This window comes from Streptomyces sp. NPDC045998 (assembly GCF_056430285.1).
Genome location: NZ_JBWKLJ010000003.1, coordinates 153,614 through 172,882, shown reverse-complemented (window position 1 = coordinate 172,882; position 19,269 = coordinate 153,614). Strand labels below are relative to the sequence as shown.

Here is a 19,269-nt window from a genome sequence, read left to right as displayed (position 1 = left end):
CTCGCCCCAGATGGCACAATCGGTGCATGGAACGCGACAGCCAACTCCAGCTCTACGAGGCGGTCGCAGCCCGACTAAAAGAAGCGCACACCCGCGTGCGCGCACTGCAAGTCCCGGAGGGCGTAAGGATGGCGCTGTCCCGGAAGCTGTTGGCCATCACGGCGGCGGCGAAGCACGATCTCGCAGGCGCCGCACAGCGCCTGGACCGGTTGATGAAGGACCTCGACGAGGGCCGATTCCCTGAAGGTGACTAACACTCCGAACTCCGCAGCCGCCTACTTCGTTGCGGCACTAGGGTGATTAGCCCGTTTCGTGTTTGATTTGCGGTATATATCTGCCTAACGTGCGAAAAAGCTTGAACACTTTCGTTCCGGCAATGTCTCCGAAGGGGAAGACGTGAACAAGGCGCAGCTCGTAGAAGCGATTGCCGACAAGATGGGCGGTCGCCAGCAGGCCGCCGATGCCGTCGACGCGGTGCTCGACGCGATCGTGCGTGCCGTGGTCGCCGGTGACCGTGTCTCGGTCACCGGCTTCGGCTCGTTCGAGAAGGTGGACCGTCCGGCCCGCTACGCCCGCAACCCGCAGACCGGTGAGCGCGTACGGGTCAAGAAGACCTCGGTTCCGCGCTTCCGCGCAGGTCAGGGCTTCAAGGACCTGGTGAGCGGCTCCAAGAAGCTGCCCAAGGGCGGCGAGGTGGCGGTCAAGAAGGCGCCCAAGGGCAGCCTTTCCGGCGCGCCGCCCACCATCGCCAAGGCCGTGGGCAAGAAGGCCGCCGCCAAGAAGACCACCGCCGCCGCGGCGAAGAAGACGGCGGCCGCCAAGAAGGCGACCCCGGCGAAGAAGACCACGGCCACCGCCGCGAAGAAGACCACCGCGAAGAAGGCCCCCGCCAAGAAGACCACCACGGCGGCGGCCAAGAAGGCGACCCCGGCGAAGACCACGGCCGCCAAGAAGACCGCGCCGGCGAAGAAGGCCACCGCGAAGAAGGCCCCCGCCAAGAAGACGACGGCCCGCAAGACCACCGCCAAGAAGACCACCGCCGCGCGCAAGTAAGCGCCGCAGGCCCACCGGGCCCCTCACGCGCCGGGCCGGGCTCCCAGAAGGGGAGCCCGGCCCGCGGTGCGTCGTCGAGAACCCGCTCGGTCGGGCCCGGTCGGTCGGGCCCGGACGTCAGGCCCGGTCGGTCAGAACGTCTGCAGCGTGATGAGCGTGATGCGGAGGGAGTCGCCCTCGCCCTCCGTCTCGATCCGCACCCGCTGCCCCGGACGCAGCAGCCGCAGACCGCCGGCGTCGAAGGCCGGGGCGGCGAAGGGCACCGGCGTGCCGTCGTCGAGGAGGACGCTGCCGCTGCGGGATTCGGGGTCGTACGTGTACGCGGTGGCCTGCATGGACCGCAGCCTATCCGCCCGTCCGCACGACGCGGGCCGGAGGTTCGCCCACGGGCCAGCGTTCGGCGGTCCGCGGGCCCACGCCGAGCTCCAGGGCGGCCCGCAGATCCGCGCCGGTGTCCACGTCCCGGCGTACGGACACCACGCCGGCCGGCGGAATTTCCACCGCGCCCGACGACAAATGGCGGAGCCTGGACGCGCCGCCGAAAGCCGGGCGCAATTCCATTCCGGGCGCGGCCGCCAGCAATGTCGTACCGATTTCGGCGGCATCCGACAGAAATGCCCGCGGGAATTGCTCCGCCATTCCCAGGACCCGGCCCAGCTCCGCCGGGCGCAGCGCCGGCAGATCCGCGTTGAGGGCCGCGACCGGAGCGCCGGGGTGCCGCGCGCGGGCCACGTCCGCCCCGTACGCCAGTGCGGCGTTCAGCCCCGCGGCCGGGGCGTCCGGCACCACGGCGGCCCCCAGCGCGCTCAGCGCCTCCGCCGCCAGCGGGTCGTCCGTGACGACCACCACATCCCGCACCGCCGGACAGGACAGCGCCGCGGCCACCGTGTCCTGCGCGAACGCCAGCGCGAGCCGGGGCCTGAGCAGGGGGCCGACGGCGTCGGCGAGCCTGCTCTTGGCCAGCGGCAGGGGTTTGAGGGGTACGACCAGGGACCAGGGGCCGGTCGGACCGGCCGGTCCGGTGGTGTTCGCGGGGAGCTCTCCGTCCTTGCGCATCGCGCCCATTGTCCACAGCCCGGACGGGCGCTGTCCGAGGCGGGGCGTACGGTGTTCTCGACAGACCAGGGGCCTGGGGCGACACTTGACCCCCGGCAAAGCAGCCCAGAGGAAGGTGTCCGAGTGTCCCGCCGCAGAATCGGCTTCTGGTACCGCCTGGCGGCGGTCATCGCAAAACCACCACTGGTGGTTCTGTTCAAGCGGGACTGGCGGGGAATGGAGCACATTCCGGCCGAGGGCGGATTCATCACCGCGGTCAACCACAACTCCTATCTGGACCCGCTGTCGTACGCCCACTACCAGTACAACACCGGACGGGTCCCGCGTTTCCTGGCGAAAGCCGGGCTCTTCAAGGGCTCCTTCGTCGGCATGATGCTGACCAACACCGGACAGATCCCCGTCTACCGCGAGACGACCAACGCCCTGGACGCCTTCCGCGCCGCCGTCGCCGCCATCGAGCGCGGCGAGTGCGTCGCCTTCTACCCCGAGGGCACCCTGACCCGCGACCCCGACATGTGGCCGATGGCCGGCAAGACCGGCGCCGCGCGCGTCGCCCTGCTGACCAAGGTGCCCGTCATCCCGGTCGCCCAGTGGGGCGCCAACTTGGCGATGCCGCCGTACGCCAAGGAGAAGAAGCTCCGCCTCTTCCCGCGCAAAACCCTGATCGTGCAGGCCGGGCCGCCCGTCGACCTCGACCGGTTCTACGACAAGGAACCCACGCCCGAGGTGCTGCGCGAGGCGACCGAGGCCATCATGGCGGCGATCACCTCCCTGCTGGAGGAGGTCCGCGGGGAGAAGGCCCCCGACCAGCCGTACGACCACCGCAAGGCCCGCCTGGAACAGCGGCGCAGGGCCGCAGGGGAGGAAGCGAAGTGACACACCCCGACTCGGCGGGCCCGGCCCCGCGCCAGGCACCCGCCGGTGCGCCGGAGAAGGCACCCGCCAAGGAGTCCGCCAAGGCACCCGTCAAGGCGGCCGTCTTCGGAACCGGCTCCTGGGGCACGGCCTTCGGCATGGTCCTCGCCGACGCCGGCTGCGAGGTGACCCTGTGGGGCCGCCGCCGGGAGATCGCCGACGCGATCAACACCACCCGCACCAACCCGGACTACTTCCCGGGCGCCCGGCTCCCCGACTCCGTACGCGCCACCACCGACCCCGCCGAAGCGGCGCACGACGCCGACTTCACGGTCCTCGCCATCCCCTCCCAGACCCTCCGCGGCAACCTCGCCGACTGGGCACCCAAGCTGGCCCCCGGCACGGTCCTCGTCTCCCTGATGAAGGGCATCGAACTGGGCACCGCCAAGCGGATGAGCGAGGTCATCGAGGAGGTCGCCGACGTCTCCCCGGACCGGATCGCCGTCGTCACCGGCCCCAACCTCGCCAAGGAGATCGTCGCCCGCATGCCGGCCGCCGCCGTGGTCGCCTGCCGCGACGAAGCGGTCGCCCGCCGGCTCCAGGCCGCCTGCCACACCCCGTACTACCGCCCGTACACCAACACCGACGTCGTCGGCTGCGAGCTCGCCGGCGCCGTGAAGAACGTCATCGGGCTGGCCGTCGGCATCGCCGACGGCATGGGCCTCGGTGACAACGCCAAGGGCTCCCTCATCACCCGGGGCCTCGCCGAGACCACCCGGCTCGGCATGGCCATGGGCGCCGACCCGCTCACCTTCTCCGGCCTCGCCGGCCTCGGCGACCTCGTCGCCACCTGCTCCTCCTCCCTCTCCCGGAACCACACCTTCGGCTTCAACCTCGGCAAGGGCATGACCCTGGAGGGGACCATCGCGGTCACCAGGCAGACCGCCGAAGGCGTCAAGTCCTGTGAGTCGGTGCTGGATCTGGCCCGGCGCCACGGCGTCGACATGCCCATCACCGAGACCGTCGTCGGCATCGTCCACGAGGGCAAGCCGCCGATCGTCGCCCTCAAGGAGCTGATGGCGCGCGCCGCCAAGCCCGAGCGGCGCTGACCCGAACAGACGGCCACTCGGTCGCTGACGCGGGGGGAGGGAGCAGGTACGCTCATCGCGATATGAGCAGCGAGAACCTCCCCACCAGCCCAGGGCGCAAGCCGCGCGTGGCCGTCGTCTTCGGCGGCCGCAGCTCCGAGCACGCCATCTCCGTCGTCACCGCCGGCGCCATCCTGCGCGCCATCGACCGGAGCAAGTACGACGTGCTGCCCATCGGCATCACCACGGACGGCCGCTGGGCGCTGACCGCCGACGAGCCGGAGCGGATGGCCATCGCCGACCGCGCGCTGCCGAGCGTCGCCGACCTCACCGAGTCGGCCGAGGGCACGGTCGTCCTCCCGGTCGACCCCGGCAGCCGCGAGGTCGTCTACAGCGAGCCGGGCGCCGTGCCCAAGGCGCTCGGCGACGTCGACGTGGTCTTCCCGATGCTCCACGGCCCGTACGGCGAGGACGGCACGCTCCAGGGCATGCTGGAACTCTCCGGGGTGCCGTACGTCGGCGCCGGCGTGCTCGCCTCGGCCGTCGGCCAGGACAAGGAGTACATGAAGCGGGTGTTCCAGTCGTACGGGCTGCCCGTCGGCCCGTACGAGGTCATCCGCCCCCGCGAGTGGGCGCGGGACCCCTCCGCCGCCCGCGACAGGATCCTCCGCTTCGCCGACGAGCACGGCTGGCCGCTGTTCGTGAAACCCGCCCGGGCCGGCTCCTCCTTCGGCATCACCAAGGTCGACGACCCCTCCCGGCTCGACGAGGCCATCGAGGAGGCGCGGCGCCACGACCCCAAGATCCTCGTGGAGGCGCTGCTCACCGGCCGCGAGATCGAGTGCGGCGTGCTGGAGTTCGAGGACGGCCCGCGCGCCAGCGCGCCCGCCTGGATCCCGCCGGTCACCGACCACGAGTTCTACGACTTCGAGGCCAAGTACATCGACTCGGCCTCCGGCGTGGTGCCCGCCCCGATCACCCCGGAGCAGACCGCCGAGGTGCAGCGGCTCGCGATCGCCGCGTTCGAGGCGGTCTCCTGCGAAGGCCTGGTCCGCGCGGACTTCTTCCTCACCGACGACGGCGAGTTCGTCATCAACGAGATCAACACGATGCCCGGCTTCACGCCGATCTCGATGTACCCGCGCATGTGGGAGGCGAGCGGCGTGGGCTACCAGGAGCTGATCGACCGGCTGATCCAGGCCGCGCTGAACCGCTCGACCGGCCTGCGCTGACCGTTCCGCGTGAGCGGGCCGCGCTGACCGGCCGGGGGCGGGAACCCGCCGGGCGCCTCACAGGCTCGGCGGGACGGCCTTCTTCACGGGCTCGGCGAAGACCGCCAGCGGGCCGGCGTCGTGCGCGTACCGCTCGTCCAGCGACACCTCCACGTACGCCTTGCGGTACGTGGAGGTGAAGCGCGGTCCGGTGCCCTCGCGCTGCTCCAGCAGCCAGTTCACGCCGTTCGCCTCGATCCCCTGTGCCTTGGGGTCGCTCATCCTGGCGGGCCGCGGGACGCCGCAGCGCAGTACGATCGCCCCGTCCCCCCATCCGGCGGTCAGCTCCGACTCCGGCTCCGGATCACTCCGGTCGAGTCCGGCGACGGTCGCGGGCAGCTCCTTGTCCAGCGCCCGGCAGACGGCCGCCTCCTCCGCCGACGGGCGGGGAACCGCGACCGACGGCCCGGCGTCGTCGCCGAAGGCGGAACAACCCGCGGAGGCCAGCAGGACGGCGGCGGCCGCGACGGCCGCCAGGGCGCCGCGGACGGCGGTGGCGGACGGGGAGGGCGAGGACCGGTGTCGAGACATCACCGGCCAAGGGTAGACGGGGGCTAGAGATGCACGACCGGACAGGTCAGAGTGCGGGTGATGCCCTCGACTTGCTGGACCCTCGCGACGACCATGCGGCCGAGCTCGTCGACCGTGTCGGCCTGGGCGCGCACGATCACGTCGTACGGGCCCGTCACGTCCTCGGCCTGGATCACCCCCGGGATCTTGGAGATGGTCTCGGCGACCGTCGACGCCTTGCCCACCTCGGTCTGAATAAGGATGTACGCCTGAACCACGGAACCTCCAGGGCGGCCACGAGGATCTTGTGGAAAGAGAAAGGGACGCCACGGTACCGCGTCGCCGCGGGCCGCGGGGAGACCTGCGCGGCCGGTGGCGTGCACGGTCGGCGTACAGGCACGGAACAGTTGACGGTCTACTTGACCTACGTGACGGTACCGAGAGCGACGACGGGCCGCGACCCGTCGCACGGTGCGTCCACGATGACATGGAGAGGTGAACCTCGGTGAAGGGCACTGTCGGAGAGCTCGGCGAGTTCGGGCTCATCAGGGAGCTCACCTCCCGGCTCACCTCCACCCCGGCGGTACGGATCGGGCCGGGCGACGACGCCGCGGTCGTGGCCGCGCCCGACCGGCGCGTGGTGGCCAGCACGGACATCCTGCTGGAGGGACGGCACTTCCGCCGCGACTGGTCCACCGCCTACGACGTCGGCCGCAAGGCCGCCGCCCAGAACCTGGCGGACATCGCCGCCATGGGCGCCGTACCGACCGCGCTGCTGCTCGGCCTGGTCGTGCCCGCCGAACTCCCGGTGACCTGGCCCACCGAGCTCATGGACGGCCTGCGCGACGAGTGCCAGGTCGCGGGCGCGGCGGTGGTCGGCGGCGACGTCGTACGCGGCGACACCATCACCGTCTCCATCACCGCCCTCGGCGACCTGCGCAACCACGAGCCGGTCACCCGCGGCGGCGCGCAGCCCGGCGACGTCGTCGCGTACACCGGCTGGCTCGGCTGGTCGGCGGCCGGTTACGCGGTCCTCTCGCGCGGCTTCCGTTCGCCGCGCGCCTTCGTCGAGGCGCACCGGCGGCCCGAACCGCCCTACCACGCGGGCCCCGCGGCGGCCGGGCTCGGCGCCACCGCCATGTGCGACGTCAGCGACGGTCTGATCGCCGACCTCGGTCACATCGCCGAGGCCAGCAAGGTCCGCATCGACCTGCGCTCCGGGCTCATCGACATCCCGACCCAGATGAACGACATCGGGCAGGCCGTCGGCGTCGACCCCATGCAGTGGGTCCTCACCGGGGGCGAGGACCACGCCATCGTCGCCACCTTCCCGCCGGACGTGAAGCTGCCCGCGCGCTGGAAGGTGATCGGCGAGGTGCTCAACCCGTCCGCCCTGCCCCAGGTGACCGTCGACGGCGCCCCCTGGCACACCCAGGGCGGCTGGGACCACTTCGGGGAGGGCGAGTGACCCGCCGTGCGCTCCCGAACGTCCTGACCGTCGCCGGCTCCGACTCCGGCGGCGGCGCCGGCATCCAGGCCGACCTGAAGACCATGCTGGCGCTCGGCGTCCACGGCATGAGCGTGATCACCGCCGTCACCGCGCAGAACTCCCTGGGCGTGCAGGGCGCCTGGGAACTGCCCGTGGAGGCGGTCTGCGCCCAGTACCGCAGCGTCGTGGACGACATCGGCGTCCAGGCCGTGAAGACCGGCATGCTGGCGTCCGCGCCCCTGGTGGAGGCGGTGGCGGAGCTGCTGGCCGGGACGGACGCGCCCGTGGTGGTCGACCCGGTGGGGGTCTCCAAGCACGGGGACTCCCTGCTGGCGGCCTCCGCGCTCGATTCCGTACGGACGAGGCTGCTGCCCGTCGCGACGGTGGCGACGCCGAACCTGGACGAGGTCGCCCAGCTCACCGGTGTGACCGTGGAGGGCGAGGACGACCTTCGGCGGGCCGCCGCGGCGGTGCTGGAGTACGGGCCGCGCTGGGCGCTGATCAAGGGCGGTCATCTCGCCGGTGACGCCGTGGACCTGCTCACGGACGGCTCCGAGGAGCACTGGCTGCGCGCGCCCCGGCACGACAACCGGCACACCCACGGCACGGGCTGCACGCTCGCCTCGGCCGTGGCGGCGGGCCTGGGCAAGGGCCTCGCGGTGCCGGAGGCCGTACGGGCCGCGAAGGAGTACGTGACCGGGGCCATCGCGGCCGGGTTCGCGCTGGGCGGCGGCATCGGCCCGGTCGACCACGGGTGGAACCGGCGCTCCTAGGCACGGCAAAAAGCCGGTCCACCGAGGTGGACCGGCTTTTCAAGGCAACCGCAGAGGCTGCGCTACGACGACACGTCGCCGGTATTAGCGCGAGACCTTGCCGGCCTTGATGCACGAGGTGCAGGCGTTGAGCCGCTTCGGCGTCCCACTGACCACGGCACGCACGCGCTGGATGTTCGGGTTCCAGCGACGGGACGTACGGCGGTGCGAGTGCGAGATGTTGTTGCCGAAGCCCGGCCCCTTGCCGCAGACGTCGCAGTTGGCAGCCACGGGTCACTCCAAAGACTTCAGATGCACTTACAGTGAAATCCGGCGAGCCGGAATCAGATCTGGTGACTGAAGTGGCGTTGCCGGGGGGTACGGCCCGATTTTCATCGGGCAACCGGAGCAGCATACAACGTCCGCTTCGGTACAACGAAACTACCACGGCCCGCCCGGCCCCCGCGTGGGGCCCCGGTGCCGGGCGGGGTCTACCCTGCGGTGCAGCCCCAGGCCCTTAGCCAAGGAGGACCGCCCCGGTGCCGCAGACTCTCGACTCCACCGTGGTGCGTACCTGGTGCTCACTCGCGCTGCAGGCGCTGGGCCGGGAGCGCGAGGAGATCGACGCGATCAACGTCTATCCGGTCGCCGACGGGGACACCGGCACCAACCTCTACCTCACCGTCGAATCCGCCTCCCAGGCGGTGGACGCCGTCTTCACCGCCATCGCCGCGCCCGACTTCGCCGACGCCGTCCGGGCCATGGCGCACGGCGCGCTGATCGGGGCGCGGGGCAATTCCGGGACGATCCTGGCGCAGCTGCTGCGCGGCATGAGCGAGGTGCTGGCCGAGGGCCGTGACGGGGATCACCTGGCACGGGCGCTGCGCCTGGCTGCCGCCTCCGCGCGGCAGGCCGTGGCCCACCCGGTCGAGGGCACCATCCTGAGCGTGGCCTCCGCGGCGGCGGACTCGACCGTTCCGGACGGCGCGGACGTGGTGGCGGTGGCGCGCGCCGCGTACGAGGGGGCGCGTACGGCGCTGGAGCGCACACCCGCGCAGCTCGCCGTGCTGGAGCGCGCCGGAGTCGTGGACGCGGGCGGGCGCGGGCTGGTCACGGTGCTGGGAGCGCTGGTCGAGGCGGTCTCGGGGCAGCCGGTGCGGGAGCGGCCGCCCACGCGGCCGGTACGGGCGCCGAGGGCGGCCGTGGCCGCACCCGGCGAGCCCTGCGCCGACGGCGGGCCCGCCTTCGAGGTCATCTACCTCCTGGAGGCCGACGACACGGCCGTGGCACGGCTGCGCGACCGGCTGGACGCGCTCGGCGACTCCCTCGTCGTCGTCGGCGGCGACGGCCTGTGGAACGTCCACGTCCACGTCGACGACGCGGGCGCGGCCGTGGAGGCCGGCGTCGAGGCGGGACGCCCGTACCGGATCCGGATCACCCACTTCGGTACGCCCGGCACCCAGGCGCCCCAGGAGCGCGCGGGGCGCGCCGTCGTCGCCGTCCTGCCCGGCGAGGGCCTCGCGGCGCTCTGCGCCGAGGCGGGCGCCACGACCGTACTGGCTCGGCCCGGCGAACCGCCCGCCAGCGGGGAGCTCCTCGACGCCATCCGCCGGGCCCACGCCCGCGAAGTGGTCCTCCTGCCGAACGACGCCGAGCTCCGGCACACCGCCGCGGCCGCCGCCGAACAGGCCCGCGCGCAGGGCATCCGGGTCGCGCTCGTCCCGACCCGCGCCGCCGTCCAGGGCATCGCCGCCCTCGCCGTCCACGAACCGGACCGCCGCTTCGACGAGGACGTGGTCGCGATGACCGCCGCCGCGGGCGCCACCCGCTACGGCGAACTGGCCGTCGCCGAGCACCGCTCCTTCACCTCGGCGGGCGTCTGCCAGGCCGGTGACGTCCTCGGCCTCATCGACGGCGACGTGGCGGTCATCGGCCACGACGTGGCCACCACGGCCGAGACGGTCCTGGACCGGATGCTCTCGGGGGGCGGCGAACTGGTCACCCTGGTCGTCGCCGAGGACGCCCCGGACTCCCTCGCCCGCCGCCTGGAGACCCACGTCCGCGAAACGCACCTGGCGGTCGACACGGTCACCTACTCCGGCGGCCCGCAGGCCCCGCTGCTGCTGATCGGCGTCGAATAGCGCGCGCACAGCGCCCGGACCGTGCCGAACAGCGCGTCCGTCCACAGGTGTGCCCGGCTGTCAGTGCCGTGGTGTGCAATGGGAGACGTGTCAGCCCTCGACGAACCACTGAAGAAGCAGCTCGGCGCCGCCACCGCCAAGGTGATGGCCGAGCACCTCGACCTGCACACCGTCGGCGACCTGCTGCACCACTACCCGCGGCGGTACGCCGAGCGCGGCGAGCTCACCACCCTCGCCGACCTGCCGCTGGACGAGCACGTCACCGTGGTGGCCCGCGTGGCCGACGCGCGCCTGCTGACCTTCAACGGCGCCAAGGGGCGCGGCCAGCGGCTCGAAGTCACCATCACCGACGGCAGCGGCCGCCTCCAGCTGGTCTTCTTCGGCAAGGGCGTCCACAAGCCCCACAAGGACCTGCTGCCGGGCACCCGCGCGATGTTCGCCGGCAAGGTCTCCGTCTTCAACCGCAAGACGCAGCTCGCCCACCCCGCGTACGAACTGCTGCGCGGCGAGGAGGGCGAGAGCGCCGTGGACAGCTGGGCGGGGGCGCTCATCCCGATCTACCCCGCCACCACCAAGCTGGAGTCCTGGAAGATCGCCAAGGCGGTCGACGCCGTCCTGCCCAGCGCGGCGGAGGCCCTCGACCCGCTGCCGCCCCGGCTGCGCGAGGGCCGCGGGCTCACCGCCCTGCCGGACGCCCTGCGCAAGATCCACCGGCCGCGCACCAAGGCGGACGTCGCCGAGGCCCGCGACCGCCTCAAGTGGGACGAGGCGTTCGTCCTGCAGGTCGCCCTCGCCCGCCGCCGGTACGCCGACACCCAACTGCCCGCCGTCGCCCGCAAACCCGCGCCCGGCGGGCTGCTGGACGCCTTCGACGCCAGGCTGCCGTTCACGCTCACCGAGGGCCAGGAGAAGGTCTCCCGCGAGATCTTCGACGACCTGGCCACCGAACACCCCATGCACCGCCTCCTCCAGGGCGAGGTCGGCTCGGGCAAGACGATGGTCGCCCTGCGCGCCATGCTCGCCGTCGTCGACTCGGGCGGCCAGGCGGCCATGCTGGCCCCCACCGAGGTCCTCGCCCAGCAGCACCACCGCTCCATCACGGAGATGATGGGCGACCTCGCGGAAGCGGGGATGCTGGGCGGCTCCGACCAGGGCACCAAGGTCGTGCTGCTCACCGGCTCCATGGGCGCCGCGGCCCGCCGCCAGGCGCTGCTGGACCTGGTCACCGGCGAGGCCGGCATCGTCATCGGCACCCACGCCCTGATCGAGGACAAGGTCCAGTTCCACGACCTGGGCCTCGTCGTCGTCGACGAGCAGCACCGCTTCGGCGTCGAACAGCGCGACGCCCTGCGGGGCAAGGGCAAGCAGCCCCCGCACCTGCTGGTCATGACCGCCACGCCCATTCCCCGTACGGTCGCGATGACCGTCTTCGGCGACCTGGAGACCTCCGTCCTCGACCAGCTCCCGGCCGGCCGCTCCCCGATCGCCAGCCACGTCGTCCCGGCGGCCGACAAGCCGCACTTCCTGGCCCGCGCCTGGGAGCGGGTCCGCGAGGAGGTGGAGAACGGCCACCAGGCGTACGTCGTCTGTCCCCGGATCGGCGACTCCGACGACGAGGCGGCCCAGGCCAAGAGGAAGTCCCCCGAGGACGACGCGGAGAAGCGGCCCCCGCTCGCCGTCCTGGAGGTCGCCGACCAGCTCGCCAAGGGCCCGCTCGCCGGACTGCGCGTCGAGGTGCTGCACGGCAGGATGGCCCCCGACGACAAGGACGCCGTCATGCGCCGCTTCGCCGCGGGCGAGGCCGACGTCCTGGTCGCCACCACCGTCATCGAGGTCGGCGTCAACGTCCCCAACGCCACCGCCATGGTCATCATGGACGCCGACCGCTTCGGCGTCTCCCAGCTCCACCAGCTGCGCGGCCGCGTCGGCCGCGGCTCCGCCCCCGGCCTGTGCCTCCTCGTCACCGACATGCCGGAGGCCAGTCCCGCGCGGCAGCGCCTCGCCGCCGTCGCCTCCACCCTCGACGGCTTCGAGCTCTCCCGCATCGACCTCGAACAGCGCCGCGAGGGCGACGTCCTCGGCCAGGCCCAGTCCGGCGCGCGCTCCAGCCTGCGCATGCTCGCCGTCATCGAGGACGAGGAGATCATCGCCGCCGCCCGCGAGGAGGCCGCCGCGGTCGTCGCCGCCGACCCGGACCTGGAGCACCTGCCCGAGCTGCGCACGGCGCTCGACGCGCTGGTCGACAAGGAGCGGGAGGAGTTCCTCGAGAAGGGCTGACAGCGGGCTGACCCGTGCACATGCGGCCCGAGCCCATATCGTGGAGACACAGACCACCAGGGACGACGACAAGGACCGAGATGACCCGCGTGATCGCCGGCGTAGCCGGCGGACGCCGCCTGGCGGTGCCCCCGGGCCAGGGCACCCGCCCCACCTCCGACCGGGCGCGCGAGGGCCTCTTCTCCACCTGGGAGGCGCTCCTCGGCACGCTCGACGGCATCCGGGTCGCCGACCTGTACGCCGGCTCCGGCGCCGTCGGCCTGGAGGCGCTCTCACGCGGCGCGGCCCACGCCCTGCTCGTCGAGGCCGACGCCCGGGCCGCCCGCACCCTCCGGGAGAACGTCCGCGCTTTGGCCCTGCCCGGCGCCGAGGTCCGCCACGGCAAAGCCGAACAGATCGTGACGGGACCGGCGCCGACGACGCCGTACGACGTCGTCTTCCTCGACCCGCCCTACGCCGTCGCCGACGGCGATCTTGGGGAGATACTCCTCACACTCCGCGCGCAGGGCTGGCTCGCGGACGATGCGCTCGTCACCGTGGAGCGCAGCACCAGAGGCGGGGAATTCCCCTGGCCGGACGGTTTCGAGCCGCTGCGGTCCCGTCGCTACGGCGAGGGAACGTTTTGGTACGGTCGCGCCGCCTCTCCGTGCGAAGACGCACGATGACCGGACCTGGGAGCGAGGGACTTCAGTTGCGCCGCGCAGTCTGTCCGGGGTCGTTCGACCCCATCACCAACGGACACCTCGACATCATCGCCCGCGCCTCCAAGCTGTACGACGTCGTGCACGTCGCGGTGATGATCAACCAGTCCAAGAAGGGCCTGTTCACCGTCGAGGAGCGGATGGACCTCATCCGCCAGGTGACGAGCGACTACGGGAACGTCAAGGTCGAGTCCCACCACGGCCTGCTCGTCGACTTCTGCAAGGAACGCGACATCCCCGCGATCGTCAAGGGCCTGCGCGCGGTCAGCGACTTCGACTACGAGCTGCAGATGGCCCAGATGAACAACGGCCTCTCGGGCGTCGAGACCCTCTTCGTGCCGACCAACCCGACCTACAGCTTCCTCTCCTCCTCCCTGGTCAAGGAGGTCGCCGCCTGGGGCGGCGACGTCTCGCACCTGCTGCCCCCGGTGGTCCACGAGGCCCTCGTGCGGCGCCTGCGCGGGCAGTGAGCGACTGACGTCCCGTCACCCGCTGTCGGGGCCGCGCCCTCTGGCCGTACAGTCGACCCGTCCGTCTCCAACCCGGCTGTAGAGAGTGGCGAGCACACGGTGGACGTGCAGAAGAAGCTCGACGAGATCGTCGAGACGGTCAGGAACTCCCGTTCCATGCCCATGTCGGCCTCCTGCGTGGTCAACCGCGCCGAGCTGCTCGCGATGCTCGAAGAGGTGCGCCAGGCCCTGCCCGGCTCCCTGGCCCAGGCGCAGGAGCTGATCGGCGGCCGTGAGCAGCTGGTCGAGCAGGCCCGCGCCGAGGCCGAGCGGATCATCGAGGCCGCCCACGCCGAGCGCGGCTCGCTGATCTCCGACACCGAGATCGCCCGGCGGTCCCAGGAGGAGGCCGACCGCATCCTCGCCGAGGCCCGCCGCGAGGCCGAGGAGATCCGCGCCGAGGCCGACGAGTACGTCGACTCCAAGCTGGCCAACTTCGAGGTCGTCCTCACCAAGACCATCGGCTCCGTCGACCGCGGCCGCGAGAAGCTCCTCGGACGGGGCCCGGGCGTCGACGCGCAGGGCTACGGCGATGATGACGCCCCCGAGTACAGCGCCGACCCGCAGATCCTCGTCCACCGCGCCGACGAGTACGTCGACGCCAAGCTCGGCGCCTTCGAGGCGGTCCTCTCCAAGACCCTGGAGGCCGTCGGCCGCGGCCGCCAGAAGCTGCACGGCCGGATCGCCACCGACGAGCTCGGCGCCCACATGGCGGCGCAGGACGCGGCCGGCTTCCCCCAGCAGCGGCACACCAGCGACGCGGACTACCTGGCCGGCCTCGCCGAGCTGGCCGACCCCGAGCCGGCCCGTCGGCAGCCCGTCGCGACCTCCGCCGCCTCCGCCGCCTCCGCCGCCTCCGCGGCCTCCACGCCGCCCGTCCCGGCGGCCCCGGCCCTGACGCCCGACCCGTATACGTACGTGCCCGAGAGCGCCCCCCAGGAGGCGTACGGCTACCCGCAGCAGGACCTCTACGCCGGCTACCAGCAGCAGGGTGGCTACGATCAGGCCTACGCCGATCCGTACGCGTACGGGCAGCAGCACCAGCCGCAGCCGGTGCCGGAGGGCGGCCAGCAGGCCGCGGCGCTCGACGAGACCAGCTTCTTCGACACGAGCATGATCGACATGGAGCAGCTGCGCCGCTACGAGCAGGGGCGCTGAGCGGCCCGCGCATCCGGAGCGGACGGCCCCGGATTGGGCTGTGAGCGAAGCGTCAAGTATCCTGGCTCTTCGGTCGCGAGTACATCCGCGATTCGGCGTGCCCGCGTCGGCGTCAGTCCTGATGCCGGGCCGCCCCCCAGACGATTTCCGAAAGCAGGAAGAGCCCTGAGTACGCGCCTCGACCACCGCAACCCCCTCGTGTTCGACACGCACGAGCTGGGGCGGCGTCCTGGTGCCCTCCAGCGGCTCTCCCGCTCGGTCCAGGCCCCGGCCGACCTCGGGATCGCCGAGGTCATCGGCGTGCCCGAGGGCTCGCCGGTCGAGCTGGAGCTCCGCCTCGAGTCCGTCATGGAAGGGGTGCTCGTCACGGGCACCGCCCGTGCACGCGCCGAGGGGGAGTGCGTAAGGTGTCTGGAGCCGCTGCACCAGGATGTTGTGGCGGACTTCCAGGAGATGTTCTCGTACCCCGACACCGATGACCGGGGCCACCGCAAGGGGGCCGCGGACGACGATGCCGAGGACGACGAGGACATGACCCCCCTCGAGGACGGCATGTTCGACCTCGAGCCCGTGCTGCGTGACGCGGTGGTGCTCGCACTGCCGTTGCAGCCGGTGTGCCGGGAGGACTGTGCCGGCCTGTGCCCCGACTGCGGGGTCAGCCTGAACGACGACCCGGACCACCACCATGACGCCGTCGACATCCGTTGGGCGGCACTGCAGGGACTCGCCGGTTCACTCGGGACCGGGGAGAAGGACAACATGAGCGGCGCCGAACCGGGCGTCGACGAGAAGCAGGAGAAGTAGCCGTGGCTGTTCCGAAGCGGAAGATGTCGCGCAGCAACACGCGCCACCGCCGGTCGCAGTGGAAGGCTGCGGTCCCCACCCTGGTTTCGTGTGAGCGTTGCCAGGAGCCGAAGCAGCAGCACATCGCGTGCCCCAGCTGCGGCACGTACAACAAGCGCCAGGTCCTCTCGGTCTGAGCGGGCTGGTGAGAGGCACCGTGTCTAGCCACAAAACGGCGGATGACGCCAAGAAGCAGGCGGAGAACACGGCCTCGTCCCACACGCTTCTGGAAGGGCGGCTCGGGTATCAGCTCGAGTCCGCCCTTCTGGTGCGTGCGCTGACGCACCGCTCGTACGCGTACGAGAACGGCGGTCTGCCCACCAACGAGCGGCTGGAGTTCCTCGGGGACTCCGTGCTCGGCCTGGTGGTCACGGACACGCTGTACCGCACCCACCCCGACCTGCCCGAGGGCCAACTGGCCAAGCTACGGGCCGCGGTGGTCAACTCGCGTGCGCTGGCGGAGGTCGGCCGCGGCCTCGACCTGGGCTCCTTCATCCGGCTGGGCCGGGGTGAAGAGGGCACCGGGGGCCGGGACAAGGCTTCCATCCTCGCCGACACCCTCGAAGCGGTGATCGGTGCGGTCTATCTCGACCAGGGCCTCGAAGCGGCGTCCGAGCTGGTGCACCGGCTCTTCGACCCGCTGATCGAGAAGTCCTCGAACCTCGGCGCCGGCCTGGACTGGAAGACCAGCCTCCAGGAGCTGACCGCGGCCGAGGGCCTCGGCGTTCCGGAGTACCTGGTCACCGAGACCGGACCGGACCACGAGAAGACCTTCACTGCTGCTGCCCGCGTCGGTGGTGTCTCGTACGGCACCGGCACCGGCCGCAGCAAGAAGGAAGCGGAGCAGCAGGCCGCGGAGTCCGCCTGGCGGGCCATCCGGGCCGCCGCGGACGAGCGGGAGGCGGCGGCGAAGGCCGCGGCCGAATCCGGCACGGATTCCGCTTCCGGCGGATCCGAAACCGGCCGCGACTCCGTTTCCGGCTCTGTTTCCGGCTCCGAAGAGGCCGCCGACACCTCTTCGGTCCCCGAGGCCGCGCACACCGCGGACTCGGCCACGGCCTGAGCCACTGCTCGCTTCCGCCCCCGTCGCACCGTTTCCGCGGTGCGGCGGGGTTTCCCCATATCCCCCTCCACATCGCCCACCGGAGGTGCCCCGTGCCCGAGCTGCCCGAGGTCGAGGTCGTACGACGCGGCCTGGAGCGCTGGATCAGCGGGCGGACCGTCCGCGAGGCGGAGGTCCTGCACCCCCGCGCCGTACGGCGGCACCTGGCGGGCGGCGAGGACTTCGCGGCCCGGCTGAAGGGGCAGCGCTTCGGAGTCGCACGGCGGCGCGGGAAGTACCTGTGGCTGCCGCTGGAGGAGACCGACGCGTCCGTGCTCGGACACCTCGGCATGAGCGGCCAGCTGCTCGTCCAGCCCGAGGACGCCCCGGACGAGAAGCACCTGCGGATACGCGTCCGCTTCGACGACTCCCTCGGCACCGAGCTGCGCTTCGTCGACCAGCGCACCTTCGGCGGGCTCTCACTCCACGAGAACACCCCCGAGGGGCTGCCCCAGGCCATCGCGCACATCGCCCGCGACCCGCTCGACCCCGCGTTCGACGAGGCCGCCTTCCACACCGCGCTGCGCCTGCGCCGTACGACGGTGAAGCGGGCCCTGCTCGACCAGTCGCTGATCAGCGGCGTCGGCAACATCTACGCGGACGAGGCGCTGTGGCGCTCCCGCCTCCACTACGACCGGCCCACCGCCACCCTCACCCGCCCCCGCTCGGCCGAGCTCCTCGGCCACGTACGGGAGGTCATGACGGCCGCGCTCGCCGTCGGCGGCACCAGCTTCGACAGCCTGTACGTCAACGTCAACGGCGAGTCCGGCTACTTCGACCGCTCCCTGGACGCCTACGGCCGCGAGGGCGAGCCCTGCCGCCGCTGCGGCACCCCGATGCGCCGCCGCCCCTGGATGAACCGGTCCAGCTACTTCTGCCCGCGCTGCCAGCGCCCGCCGCGCGCCGTCAGCGCGGCGTAACGGAACGGCTCAGAAGCCGAAGTCCTGCGTCCACCACGGGCCGCCCTCGGCGAAGTGCACGCCGACGCCGAGCGTCGTGTAGTCGCAGTTGAGGATGTTGGCGCGGTGGCCGTCGCTGTTCATCCAGGACTCCATCACCGCCTGGGCGTCGGACTGGCCCCGGGCGATGTTCTCGGCGGCGAGGCCGGACACGCCGGCCTGCGCGGCGCGGTCCCAGGGGGAGTCCCCGTCGGGGTCGGTGTGCGAGAAGAAGTTCCGCTGCGCCATGTCGAGGCTGAACGCCCCCGCCAGCGACGCCAGCTCGGCGTTGGGGCGGACCGGGCTGCAGCCGACCTTGGCGCGCTCGGCGTTGACGAGGCTCAGCACGGCGGCCTCGGCGGCCCGCTCCTTGCTCGCCACGCGGGCCGTCGTGGACTCGACGGTCCGCTGGGGCGTCGCCGTGGCCGTACGGGAGGGGCTCGCGCTCTTCGGCGTGGCCCGCTGCGTGGACGCCGACGGCTCCGGGGCCTTCGCGCGCTTCGACGGCGTGGCCGACGGCTTCGTGGGGCTGGGGGTGGGCGTGGGCTTCGCCGTGGGCGTCTTCGACGGCGTCTGCGGGCGCTCAGCGCTCCGGCTCGGGCTCGGGGAGGCCGGCGCGCGGCCGGTGGGCGTGGCGCTCGCCTCGCCCTGGGTCCGCAGCTCCGGGGCCCCGGTGCGGATGTGCTCGGCGGACGGGCCGCCGCCCACCTTGTACGTGTCGCCGCCCGGCAGCAGCCCGGAGGCGACGGCGACGGCGCCCACCGCCACCGCGGCGGAGGCGCCGAGCAGACCGGTGCGTACGGGCACTACGGCCCGCTTCTTCCGGTGGCGTCCCATCTGCTCTGCCTTCCTGATGACTAACTCACCCGTATGGGTGACGCTCATTGCGTCGGGACTGTACGCCATGACGCGTGGGGGAGAAGTGCCGCTTGAGCAATTCGCCGGTTAGCGTGCAGCCATGAATGATCACGTAAGGCTCACCGCCTGGGTGCGCGGCCGCGTACAGGGAGTGGGCTTCCGCTGGTTCACCAGGGCAAACGCATTGCGCATCGGTGAGCTCACCGGATTCGCCCTGAACCTCGAAGACGGGAGGGTCCAGGTGGTGGCCGAGGGGCCGAGTGAGAATTGCCACCAATTGCTGGAGTGGCTCGGCTCCGGCGACACTCCCGGCCGTGTTGACGGAGTCACTGAGATCTGGGACACGCCGCGCGGCGGTTACGACGGCTTCGAGGTCCGCTGACGATCTTGGTCCGGGGGCGTCGGGGGGCGCCGGGAAACCCCCGCGCGGCCCCCGGCACGCAGTGCCGCGCGTTCCCCCGTGCGGGGAAAAGCCCCTGGTGGTTGCCAAGAACGGCGCCGCGTGCCAGGCTGCGCGGGAAACGATGATCGACACGCCCCCGAGGGCACCGTGCGCGAGGCGCCGCCGCAGCATCCGCGGCCGCAGACCCCCCGGTTGGCCCTTGATGCGGGGCGTGATCGTGTTGACCGTCAAACTTTTTGGTGAGACTCTGGAAGCCCCGCGCACC

23 protein-coding genes are annotated in these 19,269 nt (G+C 72.2%); 17 read left to right on the top strand and 6 right to left on the bottom strand.

Annotated elements, in window-relative coordinates:
- Positions 1–26: 26 nt before the first annotated feature.
- Both AC07FJ_RS09810 and AC07FJ_RS09805 read left to right on the top strand, forming a co-directional pair.
- The gene (locus AC07FJ_RS09810) at positions 27–254 is read left to right on the top strand and encodes an SCO5555 family protein (RefSeq protein ID WP_361428138.1); all 228 of its coding nucleotides are present in this window, start codon (positions 27–29) and stop codon (positions 252–254) included.
- A 142-nt stretch (positions 255–396) separates the two neighbouring features.
- Positions 397–1,053 carry an HU family DNA-binding protein gene (locus tag AC07FJ_RS09805; protein ID WP_468285231.1) on the top strand — a complete coding sequence of 219 codons (657 nt, stop codon included), beginning with the start codon at positions 397–399 and terminating at the stop codon, positions 1,051–1,053.
- Between the two features lie 131 nt (positions 1,054–1,184).
- Here AC07FJ_RS09805 and AC07FJ_RS09800 read toward each other — a convergent pair whose 3' ends face one another.
- Both AC07FJ_RS09800 and cofC read right to left on the bottom strand, forming a co-directional pair.
- Complete coding sequence (locus tag AC07FJ_RS09800; protein WP_361428134.1) at positions 1,185–1,388, bottom strand: hypothetical protein; 204 nt, start codon at positions 1,386–1,388, stop codon at positions 1,185–1,187.
- A gap of 10 nt (positions 1,389–1,398) precedes the next feature.
- Positions 1,399–2,109 carry a 2-phospho-L-lactate guanylyltransferase gene (gene cofC / locus AC07FJ_RS09795; protein ID WP_479047190.1) on the bottom strand — a complete coding sequence of 237 codons (711 nt, stop codon included), beginning with the start codon at positions 2,107–2,109 and terminating at the stop codon, positions 1,399–1,401.
- Between the two features lie 123 nt (positions 2,110–2,232).
- On the opposite strand from cofC, the gene AC07FJ_RS09790 reads away from it, so the two are divergent.
- The 3 genes from AC07FJ_RS09790 to AC07FJ_RS09780 all read left to right on the top strand — a co-directional run bounded on the left by AC07FJ_RS09790 (position 2,233) and on the right by AC07FJ_RS09780 (position 5,284).
- The gene (locus AC07FJ_RS09790; protein ID WP_361428130.1) at positions 2,233–2,985 is read left to right on the top strand and encodes a lysophospholipid acyltransferase family protein; all 753 of its coding nucleotides are present in this window, start codon (positions 2,233–2,235) and stop codon (positions 2,983–2,985) included.
- On the top strand, positions 2,982–4,073 hold the full coding sequence (locus AC07FJ_RS09785) for an NAD(P)H-dependent glycerol-3-phosphate dehydrogenase (protein WP_479047188.1): 1,092 nt from the start codon (positions 2,982–2,984) through the stop codon (positions 4,071–4,073). The genes AC07FJ_RS09790 and AC07FJ_RS09785 overlap by 4 nt, the downstream gene beginning before the upstream one ends.
- 62 nt (positions 4,074–4,135) lie before the next feature.
- Complete coding sequence (locus AC07FJ_RS09780; protein WP_479047185.1) at positions 4,136–5,284, top strand: D-alanine--D-alanine ligase family protein; 1,149 nt, start codon at positions 4,136–4,138, stop codon at positions 5,282–5,284.
- Positions 5,285–5,341: 57 nt separating this feature from the next.
- Here the strand turns inward: AC07FJ_RS09780 and AC07FJ_RS09775 are convergent, their stop codons facing one another.
- Positions 5,342–5,854 carry a DUF3515 domain-containing protein gene (locus AC07FJ_RS09775; RefSeq protein WP_479047183.1) on the bottom strand — a complete coding sequence of 171 codons (513 nt, stop codon included), beginning with the start codon at positions 5,852–5,854 and terminating at the stop codon, positions 5,342–5,344.
- Between the two features lie 23 nt (positions 5,855–5,877).
- A complete protein-coding gene (locus tag AC07FJ_RS09770) occupies positions 5,878–6,111 on the bottom strand; it encodes an Lrp/AsnC family transcriptional regulator (protein WP_479047179.1) in 234 nt (77 codons plus the stop codon).
- A gap of 227 nt (positions 6,112–6,338) precedes the next feature.
- On the opposite strand from AC07FJ_RS09770, the gene AC07FJ_RS09765 reads away from it, so the two are divergent.
- Together AC07FJ_RS09765 and thiD are read left to right on the top strand one after the other, a co-directional pair.
- Positions 6,339–7,301, top strand: a complete 963-nt coding sequence (locus tag AC07FJ_RS09765; RefSeq protein WP_064070329.1) for a thiamine-phosphate kinase — start codon at positions 6,339–6,341, stop codon at positions 7,299–7,301.
- Positions 7,298–8,095 (top strand): bifunctional hydroxymethylpyrimidine kinase/phosphomethylpyrimidine kinase, encoded by a 798-nt coding sequence (gene thiD / locus AC07FJ_RS09760; RefSeq protein ID WP_479047176.1) that lies wholly within the window; start codon positions 7,298–7,300, stop codon positions 8,093–8,095. Before AC07FJ_RS09765 ends, thiD begins: the two co-directional genes overlap by 4 nt.
- 84 nt (positions 8,096–8,179) lie before the next feature.
- On the opposite strand, the gene rpmB is transcribed toward thiD, so the two are convergent.
- A complete protein-coding gene (gene rpmB / locus AC07FJ_RS09755) occupies positions 8,180–8,365 on the bottom strand; it encodes a 50S ribosomal protein L28 (RefSeq protein ID WP_064070327.1) in 186 nt (61 codons plus the stop codon).
- Positions 8,366–8,613: 248 nt separating this feature from the next.
- On the opposite strand from rpmB, the gene AC07FJ_RS09750 reads away from it, so the two are divergent.
- The 9 genes from AC07FJ_RS09750 (at position 8,614) to mutM (ending at position 17,725) form a co-directional block, all read left to right on the top strand.
- A complete protein-coding gene (locus tag AC07FJ_RS09750) occupies positions 8,614–10,215 on the top strand; it encodes a DAK2 domain-containing protein (protein WP_479047174.1) in 1,602 nt (533 codons plus the stop codon).
- 78 nt (positions 10,216–10,293) lie between these two features.
- A complete protein-coding gene (recG, locus tag AC07FJ_RS09745; protein WP_479047171.1) occupies positions 10,294–12,492 on the top strand; it encodes an ATP-dependent DNA helicase RecG in 2,199 nt (732 codons plus the stop codon).
- Between the two features lie 80 nt (positions 12,493–12,572).
- Positions 12,573–13,157, top strand: coding sequence for a 16S rRNA (guanine(966)-N(2))-methyltransferase RsmD (gene rsmD, locus AC07FJ_RS09740; protein WP_479047169.1), 585 nt, complete (start codon positions 12,573–12,575; stop codon positions 13,155–13,157).
- Between the two features lie 26 nt (positions 13,158–13,183).
- Positions 13,184–13,663 (top strand): pantetheine-phosphate adenylyltransferase, encoded by a 480-nt coding sequence (coaD, locus tag AC07FJ_RS09735; RefSeq protein WP_361428116.1) that lies wholly within the window; start codon positions 13,184–13,186, stop codon positions 13,661–13,663.
- Positions 13,664–13,762: 99 nt separating this feature from the next.
- Entirely contained in the window at positions 13,763–14,860 is a 1,098-nt protein-coding gene (locus AC07FJ_RS09730) for an ATP synthase F0 subunit B (protein ID WP_479047167.1), read from the top strand.
- 165 nt (positions 14,861–15,025) lie between these two features.
- Complete coding sequence (locus AC07FJ_RS09725) at positions 15,026–15,664, top strand: YceD family protein (RefSeq protein ID WP_479048285.1); 639 nt, start codon at positions 15,026–15,028, stop codon at positions 15,662–15,664.
- A gap of 2 nt (positions 15,665–15,666) precedes the next feature.
- Complete coding sequence (gene rpmF / locus AC07FJ_RS09720; protein ID WP_030496967.1) at positions 15,667–15,840, top strand: 50S ribosomal protein L32; 174 nt, start codon at positions 15,667–15,669, stop codon at positions 15,838–15,840.
- 8 nt (positions 15,841–15,848) lie between these two features.
- Positions 15,849–16,766 carry a ribonuclease III gene (rnc, locus tag AC07FJ_RS09715; RefSeq protein ID WP_361428110.1) on the top strand — a complete coding sequence of 306 codons (918 nt, stop codon included), beginning with the start codon at positions 15,849–15,851 and terminating at the stop codon, positions 16,764–16,766.
- Positions 16,767–16,858: 92 nt separating this feature from the next.
- Positions 16,859–17,725 carry a bifunctional DNA-formamidopyrimidine glycosylase/DNA-(apurinic or apyrimidinic site) lyase gene (gene mutM, locus AC07FJ_RS09710; protein WP_479047164.1) on the top strand — a complete coding sequence of 289 codons (867 nt, stop codon included), beginning with the start codon at positions 16,859–16,861 and terminating at the stop codon, positions 17,723–17,725.
- Between the two features lie 9 nt (positions 17,726–17,734).
- On the opposite strand, the gene AC07FJ_RS09705 is transcribed toward mutM, so the two are convergent.
- Positions 17,735–18,580: a CAP domain-containing protein gene (locus tag AC07FJ_RS09705; protein ID WP_479047162.1), complete on the bottom strand. Its 846-nt coding sequence runs from the start codon at positions 18,578–18,580 to the stop codon at positions 17,735–17,737.
- A gap of 121 nt (positions 18,581–18,701) precedes the next feature.
- Between AC07FJ_RS09705 and AC07FJ_RS09700 the strand changes: the two genes are divergently transcribed.
- Positions 18,702–18,983: an acylphosphatase gene (locus AC07FJ_RS09700; protein WP_361428104.1), complete on the top strand. Its 282-nt coding sequence runs from the start codon at positions 18,702–18,704 to the stop codon at positions 18,981–18,983.
- Positions 18,984–19,269: the final 286 nt, after the last annotated feature.